Consider the following 12,047-nt stretch of genomic DNA (forward strand, 5'->3'; position numbering starts at 1 on the left):
GACCTCCTCCTCGAGTGCCCCGTCGCTGCCTGGTTCAGGACGCCGGTCAGGAGGCGCTCGCCGCCGACGAGCCCCGGGCCGCGGCCGCGCCGGGCAGCGCGCTGTCCGCGGTGGTCAACCTGCTGGACGTTGAGGCCGAGCTGCGGCACCGGGTGCTGACCGCAGGGCTCGCGCCGGTCACGCTGGAGGCAGCACGGCGGGGAACGAACGCCGCGGTGCACGCGGCGGCGGTCGCGGTGGTACGGGAGGTGCGGGACGATCCGGCGTCCTGGCTGCGGCGGGTGGACTGAGGGCGTACGCGGGCATCGCGGCCTGGCGCACACCCGACCGGACCCGGAACAGCGACGCGAAGGAAACACCCGCCATCCCGCCGGTGTTGTCGCTCTTGCCGTGGGTGAGCAGGCTGATCCCGGTACTGCCCGGCACCCTAGCCCGCCCGGAACACCGCCGGACGCGGCCGGGCCGGGTTGACGATGCCGAACCGGGGCCCGGCCCGCCGACCTGATCGACCTGAGCGGGGAGGCCCGGCAGACCTTCTTGCCCTGCAGACGCGCACCGGCTGCGGACGACGGCCCTGGCGGTGCGGGGGGCAGCACAGGCCCGGCACCGGGTGACGTCTGTCAGAGCCGGGCCGCGGACGAGCTCAGGTACGCACGGCTCTCCGCGAGCGCCGCGAAGACATCGCCGTCGCTGGTCTGGAGCTCGACGATGTGCAGCGCGCCGGCCGGGGCGGCGGCCAGGATCCGCGCCGTCGGCATCGCGCCTCGCCCGAGGGCGACGTGCGGGGCGCCCTCGGTGATCGGGCCGTCCTTCAGGTGCAGGGCCGGCACCCGCTCGCCGAGCCGGTCGATGACGGCGGGCACGTCGGCGCCACCGAGGGCCGCCCAGTAGCAGTCGATCTCGAAGAAGACCTTCGGGTCCAGGAGGTCGGCCAGGACCTCCAGGGCGTGCCGGCCGTCGATCTCGGATGCGAACTCGGACCAGTAGTTGTGGTAGCCGATCCGCAGGCCGTACCCGGCTGCCCGGTCGGCGAGGGCGTTCAGCGAGTCGGCGGTGCGGGCCAGCGCCCCCCGACTGGTGAAAGCGTCGTCGGGGAGGCCGGTTCCCACGATCGCCAGGTCGGTGCCGAGGGTGGCCACGGCCTCGAGAGCCCTGTCGCGGTCGGCGCTGAAGAATCGGTGCGAGTGGGCGCTGCAGATGGCGAGGCCGAGGTCCTCGGCTGTCGCGCGCAGGCCGGCCGGGTCGTCGAGGGCTTCGAACGGCTCGACGCCGCGGTATCCGAGGTCGGCTAGGCGGTGCAGAGCGGCCCGGCGGTCGGCCGCCAGCGCGTCACGGATGGTCCACAGGTTGACCGCCGGAGAGCTCGACATCAGTCAGTGCCTTTCCCGGTTGCTGTCGGGGGGATGTTCGGAAGCGCGAAGGACGAGACCCACGTCACCACCAGCAGGGCGGCGCACAGCCAATAGGCCAGCTCGCTCGCGGCGAACGGCGACGCGCCCCGGCCGATCTGGTCGAAGATCACCGTCGAGAAGATCGCCGCCGCCACCGCGCCGCCCAACTGCTGGAGGGCGTTGACGGCGCCGGTGGCCGACCCGAGCTCGCGGTCGTCGACCCGGGACAGGACCAGATTCAGGAACTGCCCGAAGAACAGGCCGGTGCCGACGCCGGCGATGAGCAGCGCGGGGGCCAGGTTGAAGCTGGTCAGGCCGGTGTCGAACAGCAGACCGTCCGGACCCTGGCGGGTGGTCGTGCGGGCATTGCTCGCCACGGTCACCGCAGCGAGACCCATGCCCACGGCCTGGGCCAGGATTCCGGCCTGGAGCACCAGACGCGGGCTCCGCCTCGCGAGCAGCTGCCCGATGCCCATCGCGGCGATCGTGCCCACCGGCCACCAGGTGCCGGTCAGTCCGCTGCGTATCGGCGACCAGCCGACGTACAGCTGGACCAGTACGGGGTAGATGATGAAGGCTCCCGAACAGGCGCCGAAGAACAGGAAGACGACCACCGCGCCGCCGGTGAAGGACCGTTTGCGGAACAGGCTCGTCTCGATGAACGCGTCAAGCCTCCGCCGGTGCCGGGTCCGGGCATGGAGCGCGAAGAGCGCGAGAACCAGCACCGAGGAGATCATCATCGCCTGGGTCCACCAGGCCCACTGGTGCTCACGGCCCTGGATGACCGGATAGACGAACAGCCCGACGGCGACCGAGCACAGGATCATGCCGATGCCGTCGAGCTTCGGCCGGTTGTCGGGCCGGTGCCCGGCGGGCAGCGTACGGAGGGCGACGAGGTACACGATGAGGCACGCCGGGATGTTGATGATGAACACCCAGCGCCACGACGCGTAGGTGATCAGCGCGCCACCCAGGATCGGGCCGGCGGCGGAGGAGAGGCTCATGAAGGGCCCGAAGATGGCGAACGCCTTCGCGCTGTGCTCCTGGCCGAAGCTCTCGCGGATCATGCTGACGCACTGCGGGATCATCATCGCCGCGGCGCCGCCCTGCAGCAGCCGCGCGACGATCAGCTGGACCGGGGTCTGCGCCACCGCGCACGCCGCCGACGTGAGCGTGAACCCGGCGAGGCCGATGAGGAACATCCGGCGGCGACCGACGATGTCACCGAGACGGCCGCCGGCGAGCAGCAGCACCGCGAACGTCAACAGGTAGCCGATGCTGATCCACTGGAACTGCGCGTCGGACGCGCCGAGATCGTTCCGGATCGCCGGGGCGGCGACGTTCATCGCCGTGGCGTCCAGCAGGTCCATCATCGCCGCGCCCAACACCGTGAACAGGACCGCCCAAGCGCCCCGAGGCGGTGCTGAGGGGCCGGCCTGACGGCCGGGTCGCGATATCACGGACACGGGAGCCTCGGCAGCGCCCGGATCGGCGGTCGCCAATGGGCCATGGCCACCCTTCGGGTATTTCGGCAACGATCTGGACCAAACTAATGGGCCGGACCGCGAACTGCCAAGGCCCTCTCCATCGACGCAGGTCGGGCCGGGGGTTCGCCGTGGGCTCCGGCATCCTGCCGCGAAGGCCGACCTGTAGCGTCCCACCCATGCCGATCGACATCGGCGCACCCATGCGCCACGCCACCATGCGGGAGCGGAATCTGGCCGTCCTGCTCGGCGTCATCGCGGAACATCAGCCGGCCACCAGGGCACAGCTCGCCGCGCTGACCGGCTTCACCAAGACTACGGTGTCGAACCTGATCGCGGTGCTCGCCGACGCCGGCCTCGTGCACAACGGCGGCATGGTGCACGACGGCGACCGCGGCCGCCCGGGAACCGGCGTCCTGGTCGACGGCGCGGGTGCCGCCGGGCTCGGCCTCGAGGTGACCGTCGACTACCTGGCGGCCTGTGTCCTCGACCTCGGCCGCCGGGTGCGCTACCGGCACCTGGTGACGGCCGACAACCGGAACCGCCGGCCCGAGGAGATCGCCGCGGCGCTGTCCCTGCTGGCCGGGAAGGCCATCGGTTCCGCGCAGGAGCAGGGTCTGACGGTGGCTGGGGCGGTCGTGGCGGTGCCCGGTCTGCTCGACCGCTCCGGGATGCTGCGCGCACCCAGCTTCCGCTGGCGCGACGTGCCGGCCGCGACGTTGCTCGACCGCGTCCTTCGCGAGCTGCGGCTGCCGACCAAACTGGAGAACGAGGCGAACCTGGCGGCGCTCGGCGAACTGTGGTTCGGCGCGGGACGCCCGCTGGGCGACTTCCTGCACGTCTCCGGTGAGATCGGTATCGGCGCCGGCATCATCCTGAACGGCCGGATCTTCCGAGGCTTCCACGGGTTCGCCGGCGAGCTGGGCCACATCCAGGTCGATCCGGACGGGCCGCAGTGCGCCTGCGGTGCGTGTGGGTGCCTGGAACTCGTCGCCGGCCGGGAGGCGATGCTCCGCGCGGTGGGGCTCGAGCCGTTGACCGCATGGTCCGGCCTGGACGAACAGATCTCCGCCCTCATCGAACTACTCGAGGCGGGCGACCGCGGTGCCATGGAGGTGGTGCGGCGCGCCGGTGACGCTCTCGGACGCGCGCTGACCTGCATCGTCAAGGGACTGGACCCGGGCGCGATCGTGCTGGGCGGCACCTTCTCCCGGCTCGCCGCATGGATACTGCAGCCGACCGAGGCGGCACTGCGGGCCGGGGCGCTGTACGAGCAGACGCCCACCGTCGTCATCTCGCCCCTGGGTGGGGACGCGGTGATGCTCGGCGCGGCTGGGCAGGTTATCGAGGACATCTACGCCGATCCGGCAGTCCTGCTCCGCTGACGCGTCACCCGATCGGCACCATTGTGGATTAACGTGCGTCCATGCCTCGCATCGCAGTCCTCGGCGCCGGTCCGGTAGGTGTGGGTGTGGTGGAGCGGCTGCTGGCCAACGCCGGTCTCCTGATGCCGGACCGGGCCATCGAGATCGTCCTGGTCGATCCGCACCCGGCCGGTCCCGGCCGGATCTGGCGGGACGGGCAGTCGCCGCTGATGCGGATGAACTCGCTCGCCAAGGACGTCACCCTCTACCCCGGCGAATCCGTACGCTGCGCCGGCCCGGCGCGTCCGGGACCGTCGCTGGCCGAATGGGCGGCGGCCACGGCCGCCGGGACTCTTCCGCCCGTCGATCCCCGGCTGGCCGATGATGTACGCGAGACCGGCCCGGCCTCGTTCGCGACCCGGCGGCTGCAAGGCGCCTACCTGTCCTGGTTCCTCGGCGAGGTGATCCGACAGGCGCCGCCCGGCACCCGGGTGACCGTGCATGAGGGCCGCGCCGTGGCACTCACCAGGGCGCCGGACGGCACCGAGCGGGTGCACCTCGCGGACGGTTCCCGGATCGACGCCCACGCGGTGGTCCTCGCACTCGGCCACCTCGACGCCCGGCCGCAGGGCGAGCAGGCGGAGGCGGCCGGGTTCGCGGAGCGGCACGGACTCGTGTACCTGCCGCCCGGCTTCGTCGCAGACGCCGATCTCTCGGTGCTGCCGGCCGGCGCCGACGTCCTGGTCCGGGGCATGGGACTGGCCTTTTTCGACCTGATGGCCCTGGTCACCGAGGGACGCGGCGGCCGGTACGTCCGCGATGCCGGCGGCGAGCTTCGCTATGTGCGTTCCGGACGCGAGCCACGGCTGCTGGTTGGTTCCCGCCGGGGCATGCCGTACCGGTGCAAGCCGAGCCACCGGCTGGTCCATGGGCCGGTGCGGGACCTGCGCTATTTTCCCCAAGCTCTCGGGCAGTCGCTCGCCGGAGACGCGATGCTCGACTTCCATCGCGACATCTGGCCGCTCATCCTGAAGGACCTGAGCTACGCGTACTACCGCGAGCTGTTCGCCGCCGCTCCGCAGCACACCGCCATGCCGTGGCAGGACTTCGAACGCCTGCATGCTGCCGCCGCCGTGGATGAACTCGACGCGCTCGCCGAGAAGGCGGTTCCCCAACCGGCCCATCGGTGGAACGTGGACGATCTCCGTGCGCCGCTGCGGCACACCGAGCCGCAAACCGTCGACGACTTTCGCGTACGGTTCATCACGCTGTTGCAGCAGGAACTGCAGCGCAGCGCCGATCCGGCCCGGTCCGCCGATTCCGCCGTCTACGGTGCCCAGCTGCTGTTCTTCGAGCACCTTCCGCGCCTGCGGCCCCGCCTGGCCCCCCGGGCCCAGGCCGAGGAGCTGGACGGAGCCTGGTTCGCCCTGTTCAACCTGGTGGCGAGCGGTCCGCCCGCCTTCCGGATGGAGGAGCTGCTGGCGCTGTGCCGTGCGGGCGTGGTCCAGCCGCTCGGCTCGGGGATGCGGGTGCGACTCGACGAATCGACCGGCCGCTACCGGGCCGGCGGCGCCAACATCTGCGAGGAACGCCCGGCCGCCGTGCTGATCGACGCCCGGCTGCCCGAGCCGACGGTCGCCAGCACAGTCGACGAGCTGCTGGGAGCGCTGCACTCCTCCGGAGCCGCTTCGGAGGAGTGCCTGACCGATCCGGCGACCGGCTACCGCAGGCCGACCGGACGGATCGCCGTCGACGAACGGGGCCGCCTGGTGGCCGCCGACGGAACCGTGCATCCGGCACGTTATGCGCTGGGCTGGAACACCTCGCTGCGCGGGGCGCGGGCGTTCGCCATACCCGGCACCGATGCGGTCACGTTCCGGCACGGGGACCAGGTCGCGCGGGCCGTGCTGACTGGGCTGCCACCCGTGGCGTGAAAGGAAGGCAGGGCATCGACGTTGACAACTCTGATGATGCGTGCTCCCATTAGTCCACCATTTGGACTTAATTACGGGGGCACGCTGTGGGCGACAGCGGGAAAGATCCAGGGGAGATCGTGCTCAGCGTGGTCATCCCCAGTTACTACAATGTGCAGTGCCTCGAACTCGTGCTTCAGTCGCTGGCCGTGCAGACGATGCCGGCGGAAAAATTCGAGGTCATCGTGGTCTACAACGGCTGCGAGCCGCCGGCCCGGCTCGCCGAGCTGCGCGCGAACACGCCTTATCTGCTGCGGGAGCTGACCTCGCCGAAGGGCTGGTCCGCTGCGCGCAACGCCGGCATCCTGGCCGCCAACTGTGAGCGGCTGCTGCTGCTCGACAACGACTCGCTCTGTCCGCCCGACCTCCTCGAACGTCACTGGAACCTGGCGGAAAAGGATCCGTCCAGCGTCGTGATGGGCGGTCGCGGCGAGCTGGGCGTCCAGGGCTGGGCCGCGCTGCACACCGTGATGACCGGCAAGGGCGTCGTCGACACCATCCCCGTGGAACACGATGTGCGGGCCCGGTCCGCACCCTCCGAGCCGTGGATGTACGGCTTCACCAACAACTTCGGTCTGAGTCGGGCGGACGCCCTGGCGGTGGGCATGTTCGATGTGGACTTCGACGCCCGATGGGGCGGCGAGGACCTGGACATCGCGTACCGGCTGTACCGCCACTTCGACCGTGATCGCTCGCGGTTTCACTACGAGCCCACACTGCGTGTCTGGCACGTGCCGCACTATCGCAACCTGCGGAAGGCCTTCGGCGACCATTTCGCGAGCCTGGCGTTGCTGCGCGACAAGCACCGGCACTACGAGGTCGAGCTGATCGCCGGACTGCCCGAGGTCCTGGCCGGCTCGCTCGCCGACATCGCGGAACGGGTCACCGAGTACCGCAGGGTCATGGCGGTGTGCGCCGAAGCGGGCCTGTGCTCGATCAAACCCTGGCGAGCCGCCGTCGATCCGCTGCGTGAGCAGGATCCGCAACGCCCCGACCTGGTCATCGCCTACGACACCGAGCAGCTCGGCACGCAGCGCCTCGTCACCTTCGACTACGGACGCGGCACGGACGCGACCAACCTGCATCTGCTCGGGGCCGATGTGCCGTTCTCCGAGGGCACCTTCCGGGCCGCGTTCTCCGTCGACTTCTGGCGTCTGCTGCGGATGCCGGATCTCCTCGCCTTCGTCACCACAGCACTGATCGTCGCCGACGAGTTGTTCCTGGCCGCCTCCGAGGACCTGATTGCCCGCGGGCCTGCGCTGGGCCTGGACCCGCTGGTGGACCTCCGGTACTTCGCCGAGCTGGTCGAGCCGGTCTACCACGTCACGAGCCAGCAGGTCGCCGGCGTTGGGACCCTGTTGCGCGTCGTACCCGCCACCTGATCCGCGTCCTGGTCCTGGCCCGGGGCCGGCGTCACGCGCCGCCCTTCTCAGTCTTTCATCCGCTGGACACCTTGAGGTGACTCGCATATGCATGACCTGGAACTCGAACGGCTGCTGAGCCGCGAGAACCGGCACTATCTGAACAGCATCGACCTGATCGCCGCCTCGAACGCACCGATCGCCGTGGTCCGTGACAACCACGCGTGGGGCGTGGCCCAGTTCCGCTCCGCCGAGGGGCGCCTGGGGAACAAGCCCTACGCCGGCACCTCGATCTTCGACGAGGTGGAGCGACTGGCGGTGGAGCGGGCCCGCGCGGTGTTCGGCGGCGAGCACGCCAACGTGCAGCCCGTCTCCGGCTCCCTGGCGAACCTGGCCGCCTACCGGGCGCTGATGAAGCCCGGCGACACCATGATGGCCATGGCGGTGACCTCCGGCGGGCACCTCTCGCACGGCCATCCCAAACACATCGTCTCCGAGCTGTACCGGGTCGTGCCGTACACCGTCGATCCCGGAACCGGCCTGCTGCCGTACGACGACATCCGGCGGATCGCGGAACGGGAACGCCCGCGCGTCATCGTCGCCGGGTATTCCGCGTATCCCCGGGCGGTCGACTTCGCCCAGCTCAGCGAGATCGCGCAGGGGGTGGGTGCGACCCTGATCGCCGACATCTCGCACATCGCCGGCCTGGTGGCGGCCGGGCTGCACGACAACCCGAGCGCCTACCCGGACACCGTCGTGACCACCTCGGTGGAGAAGACGTTGCGCGGTACCCGCGGCGGGATCGTCCTGTGCCCCGCGTCGCTGCAGGCGCGGATCGACTCGGCGGTCTTCCCCGGCCTGCAGTCCTCGGTGGGGATGGCCGGGCTGGTCTCCCTCGCGGCCACCCTGCACGATGCGGCCGGCCCCGCCTTCCAGGCATATCAGGAGCGGGTGGTGAGCAACGCGCGGCGGATGGCCGGGCTGCTGCTCGACGGCGGGCTTGACCTGCTGACCGGTGGCACCGACACCCACCTGCTGGTCATCGACCTCACCCGCACCGCGCTGACCGGGCGGGACGCCGAAGGCCGGCTGCAGGAACTGGGAATCCTGTCGAACCGGAACATGCTGCCCGGCGACCCGAGGCCGCCGTTCGTCGCCAGCGGGCTGCGACTCGGCACGCCGACGATCACCTCGCGCGGGTACGACGACGAGGACGTCGCCGAACTCGCCGACATCGTGCTGGCGGCGCTGCGCGCGCAGGACTGGGACACGTCGAAGGCCACCCTGCTGCGCAAGCGCGCGGACGTGCTGCGCGCCCGGGTGCGCCCGGACGACGCACTGAGCGACCTGGCTGCGTCGGCCGCCGGCGATGAGCTCTGAGGCCAAGCCCGGACCGGCGAGCGGCGGTACGCTCCGGCGACACGGGCCGGTCGCGGGCTTCCACACCTTCCGCAGCTACGCGGGCCATCCGGGCAAGGACGGCGCGAACTTCGCCTACACGGAGGTCGCCCGGCTGCTGGGTGACAGCGTCGAGGTCCGGCCCAAACCGCACGACGTGGTGGACCTGTTCCGCAGCGACGAGGCGGCGCGGGCGGCTCTGTCCGGCTGCGACGTCGTGGTGGCGACGGTGGGCCCGCACGCCTACCTGTACTTCCACCTGCGGGAACGGCTCGGGCTCAACTTCCGGATCATCCGTGACGCGCGTACCGCGCTGTGGAACGGCTATCTGCAGCAGGAGGTGCTCTCGGCTCCCTACCTGCGCCCCGACGACGTGCTCTACCACTCGTCGCGGTACTCGCTCGTGCTCTACAGCATGCTGTTCCCCGGCCTCGCGCACTCCCGGCAGGCCGTCTGCTATCCGCTGTTGCGCTGGTTTCCCGCGCAGCTGGCCGGATCGTGGACCGGCTCGGGAGGCGGCGGCACGCGCATCGGTTTCGTCGGCCGGCTCACCGATGACAAGAACCACTCGCAGGCGGTCGACCTGCAGCGGGAGCTGAACCGGCGCGCTCCCGGCGCCTTCCGGACGGTGGCGATCGGCGAGGGCGGGCAGGGCACGGCGGCCGGCGCACCAGCGGTCCCGGGCTACACGTGCCGGCCACCGGTGGATCGGGCCCGCCTGTGGCAGGACTACCGGGAGATGGACGTGTTGTTCTTCCCCAGCACGTCGTCGCTGGAGACCTTCGGACGCGTGCTGGTCGAGGCGTCCTTCATCGGGACACCGGTGCTGGCCTCCACGCACGCGGCCGCCTCCGAGTTGCTGCCGAGTGAGTCGTTGTTGCCCACCACCCTGCGCGAGGACATCGATTTCACTACCCACCTGGCCGCACGACTGGGCGATGTCGACATCGCGCACGCGGCCGACCTGCTTGTCTCCGGCGCGATCCCACCCGCCGGACGGGGACACACCCATTACGCCGAGCACGACCGGCTCCTGCTCGACATGATCCGCGGGGACGCCCCGGACCGGTCCGCCGCCCAACCGACTCCGACCGCGGTCCAGCAGGCGTTCCTCGACCGGCTCCGGATGCGCGGGCTGGACCTGCCCCCGGATCCCGCGGCGGCGGACCGGATGATCAGTAAGCTGCGCCGGTCGTTCACCGCGCTGCACCGCACTGGCACTCCGCGACACCTGGGCACGCTCGCCATGCTGCTGGCGCGCTCCGGCTACCGCCGCAAGACCGCGTCCTTCGTCCGCAAGAGCCTGTTCCACGGCGAGGACTTCACCAACATCGGTGGCATCGATCTTCAGCTGAGTCACCTGATCGGCTTCGAGCCGCGCTTCACGATCACCTCCCACCGCGACGAAAGCGGAAGCCCGTGCTAAACAAACTGATCGTTCCGTATGACAAGCAGCGGTTCGACTTCGCCGCCGTGATGAGCGCGGCGACCGGTGTGCCGGACCTCGCTCAGTGGCATCACCACCACGCACCCGCCGAGGCGGAGGAGCCGCCGGGCTTCGGCGATCAGGCATCCGCGATGCATCAGAAGCTCTACGGCATCGAGGAGATCTCCTCGCTGTACCGGGAGTTCGTTCTGACGGTGATCACCGAACTGGTCGGCGAGGACGTCCGCTACCAGCATGTGCCGAACTGGCGTATCCAACTGCCGGGACGCCACGGCGTCGGCAGCTATCACCGCGACCGCAGCGGCGGCCACAACCCCTGCGAGATCACGTTCTGGGTACCGCTCACCGACGTGACCTCGGAGAACTGTCTGTGGGTCGAGTCGAGCGAGGGCGCTGAGGACTTCCGGCCGTATCCCATGCGCTATGGGCAGATGCTCGCGTTCGACAGCGCGAACCTCATGCACGGCAACGTCCGCAACGCCTCCGACCGGACCCGGGTCAGCTTCGACTTCCGGGTGATCCCCGCATCCGTCTTCCACGACGGACTCGTCACGCCGCACCACACCGGTGTCGACGGTCCCATCCAATGGCACGCGTCGCGCTCCGCGCAGCGCACCGGAGGAGCGAGGACGTGACCGAGGTCGGTGCCGAAACCGGTCCGGTGTACGACGCGATCGTCGTCGGTTCCGGGTTCGCCGGCTCCTGGGCGGCCAAGGAGTTGGCGGAAGCCGGATTCCGCACCCTGGTCCTCGAGGCCGGGCCGGTGCGCCGCGCCGCGGAGATCCCGGACCGCGCCGCCTCGTATGCCGCCGCCGGCCATCACGACAAGCGCACCTGGGCGCGGCAGCCGGTGCAACGCAGCCACTTCAACTTCGCTCTACGCGGGCCCCACCTGTTCGTCGACGACCTGGAGCACGCCTACGAGACGCCACCCGGGAAGCCGTACACCTGGATCCGCGGCATGCAGGTCGGCGGGCGGTCGTTGCTCTGGGGCGGGTCGGCACTGCGCCTGTCCCCGTTCGAGATGACGGTCGGCGAGGTCGACGGCTGCTCGCTGAGCTGGCCGATCGGGTACGACGACCTGGCCGCTGCCTACGACGTCGTGGAGGAACTGGTCGACCTGCGGGGCACCGCCGAGGATCTCGCGCAGCTCCCCGATGGGCGCTTCCGAGGCAAGCCGCCGGCGCTCACCCCCGCCGAGGTGGATTTCCAGCACACCTACCGTCGGCGGAACACTCGCCCGATCCCGGTGCGCTTCGTCTCGGCCGACCAGGGCGAGGACCGCTGGCCAGGGTTCACCATGCAGGCCACCGCCCTCGCCAGGGCCGAACGGACCGGCCGGGTGACGCTGCGATCGGACGCCCGCGTCACCTCGGTGACCGTCGATCCGGACAACGGCCGGGCGACCGGCGTCAGCTACGTGGACGTCCCCTCGGGCTCCCGCCACCACGCCCGCGCCCGGGTCGTGTTCCTCTGCGGTGGCACCATCGAGACCGCCCGGCTCATGCTGAACTCGCACAGCCCTCGTCATCCCGACGGGCTCGGCAACAGCAGCGGCTGGCTCGGCCGCGGGCTGATGGACCACCCGCTGGTCACCTCATCCGGGGTCCTCGACGGTCACCCGCCGAT

The 12,047-nt window shown here is 70.7% G+C and carries 10 protein-coding genes; 8 read left to right on the forward strand and 2 right to left on the reverse strand.

The window, feature by feature from the left end; all coding sequences use genetic code 11:
- Positions 1-14: 14 nt before the first annotated feature.
- A complete protein-coding gene (locus E1166_RS06850; protein ID WP_207914047.1) occupies positions 15-290 on the forward strand; it encodes a hypothetical protein in 276 nt (91 codons plus the stop codon).
- A 330-nt stretch (positions 291-620) separates the two neighbouring features.
- Here the strand turns inward: E1166_RS06850 and E1166_RS06855 are convergent, their stop codons facing one another.
- Together E1166_RS06855 and E1166_RS06860 are read right to left on the reverse strand one after the other, a co-directional pair.
- Positions 621-1,370, reverse strand: coding sequence for a sugar phosphate isomerase/epimerase (locus tag E1166_RS06855; RefSeq protein WP_132336735.1), 750 nt, complete (start codon positions 1,368-1,370; stop codon positions 621-623).
- Positions 1,370-2,764 (reverse strand): MFS transporter, encoded by a 1,395-nt coding sequence (locus tag E1166_RS06860; protein ID WP_132336737.1) that lies wholly within the window; start codon positions 2,762-2,764, stop codon positions 1,370-1,372. The genes E1166_RS06855 and E1166_RS06860 overlap by 1 nt, the downstream gene beginning before the upstream one ends.
- 290 nt (positions 2,765-3,054) lie before the next feature.
- On the opposite strand from E1166_RS06860, the gene E1166_RS06865 reads away from it, so the two are divergent.
- The 7 genes from E1166_RS06865 to E1166_RS06895 form a co-directional block, all read left to right on the forward strand.
- A complete protein-coding gene (locus E1166_RS06865; RefSeq protein WP_207914048.1) occupies positions 3,055-4,260 on the forward strand; it encodes an ROK family transcriptional regulator in 1,206 nt (401 codons plus the stop codon).
- Between the two features lie 41 nt (positions 4,261-4,301).
- Entirely contained in the window at positions 4,302-6,173 is a 1,872-nt protein-coding gene (locus tag E1166_RS06870) for an FAD/NAD(P)-binding protein (protein WP_132336739.1), read from the forward strand.
- Between the two features lie 128 nt (positions 6,174-6,301).
- Positions 6,302-7,594 carry a glycosyltransferase gene (locus tag E1166_RS06875; protein WP_165944266.1) on the forward strand — a complete coding sequence of 431 codons (1,293 nt, stop codon included), beginning with the start codon at positions 6,302-6,304 and terminating at the stop codon, positions 7,592-7,594.
- A gap of 87 nt (positions 7,595-7,681) precedes the next feature.
- On the forward strand, positions 7,682-8,953 hold the full coding sequence (locus E1166_RS06880; RefSeq protein WP_132336743.1) for a serine hydroxymethyltransferase: 1,272 nt from the start codon (positions 7,682-7,684) through the stop codon (positions 8,951-8,953).
- Positions 8,943-10,397 (forward strand): glycosyltransferase, encoded by a 1,455-nt coding sequence (locus tag E1166_RS06885; RefSeq protein ID WP_132336745.1) that lies wholly within the window; start codon positions 8,943-8,945, stop codon positions 10,395-10,397. Before E1166_RS06880 ends, E1166_RS06885 begins: the two co-directional genes overlap by 11 nt.
- Complete coding sequence (locus tag E1166_RS06890) at positions 10,391-11,053, forward strand: hypothetical protein (RefSeq protein WP_132336747.1); 663 nt, start codon at positions 10,391-10,393, stop codon at positions 11,051-11,053. Before E1166_RS06885 ends, E1166_RS06890 begins: the two co-directional genes overlap by 7 nt.
- The coding region (locus tag E1166_RS06895) for an FAD-dependent oxidoreductase (RefSeq protein ID WP_243710226.1) at positions 11,050-12,047 on the forward strand (998 nt) is incomplete at its 3' end. The genes E1166_RS06890 and E1166_RS06895, both read left to right, overlap by 4 nt.

Source organism: Micromonospora sp. KC213 (assembly GCF_004348325.1).
Taxonomy (GTDB): domain Bacteria; phylum Actinomycetota; class Actinomycetes; order Mycobacteriales; family Micromonosporaceae; genus Micromonospora.